The sequence below is a fragment of the Spiribacter sp. SSL99 genome (assembly GCF_009805925.1).
GTDB classification, from domain to species: Bacteria; Pseudomonadota; Gammaproteobacteria; order Nitrococcales; family Nitrococcaceae; genus Spiribacter; species Spiribacter roseus.
On record NZ_MAOM01000012.1, the window covers coordinates 1 to 644 of the forward strand.

General features: G+C 62.7%; 1 protein-coding gene and 1 pseudogene. Both read left to right on the forward strand.

Annotation, left to right across the window (positions count from 1 at the left end):
• A pseudogene (locus tag BA899_RS03675) lies at window positions 1-86 on the forward strand (elongation factor Tu); the annotation flags it as partial.
• Between the two features lie 81 nt (window positions 87-167).
• Window positions 168-470 carry a transposase gene (locus BA899_RS03680; protein ID WP_159299552.1) on the forward strand — a complete coding sequence of 101 codons (303 nt, stop codon included), beginning with the start codon at window positions 168-170 and terminating at the stop codon, window positions 468-470.
• The last annotated feature ends 174 nt before the right edge of the window (window positions 471-644 follow it).

The window sequence follows — 644 nt, forward strand, 5'->3', positions numbered from 1 at the left end:
TGCCGGAGCCGGAGCGGGCGGTGGACGGTGCGTTCCTGATGCCCATCGAGGATGTGTTCTCGATCTCGGGCCGTGGCACGGTGGTTGAAGTGGACCCCGGTTTTCGGACCAGGTGAGAAGTAAAGATTCGGAGGCTATCCTCGGCCCATTGCAGAGGAGCCTTCACCATGACCCGAGGACGAGGCAAACGGCTCAGTCCGGACTTCAAGGCCCGCGTTGCCCTCGAGGCGGCCAAGGGCCACAAGACCGCCAGCGAGATCGCGCAGGAGTTCCAGGTTCACCCGACGCAGATCAGCCAGTGGAAGCGGCAGTTGCTCGATAACGTCCCTGAGCTATTTGAGTCGACAGCGGCACGGGCCCGCCGCACGCCGAGCGCCGAGGAGGTCGCGGCACCGCTCTACGAGGAAATCGGCCGGCTCAAGGTGGAGCTGGATTTTTTGAAAAAAAAGTCCAGCCAGCTCAAGGAGTAGGCCGATGGCTGATCGAACCGGAACACACCGAGCTCTCGATTCGTCGCCAGTGCGAGCTGATCGGCCTGCCCCGCTCGCAGTATTACTACGCGCCTGCTGCCGAGACGCCAGAGAACCTCGCGCTGATGTGGCAGATCGACAAGCAGTACCTGCGCACACCGTTCTTCGGCTCCC

Coding starts and splice junctions, on each gene's coding strand:
- BA899_RS03680 (WP_159299552.1), top strand. CDS start 168: ATGACCCGAGGACGAGGCAAACGGCTCAGTCCGGACTTCAAGGCCCGC.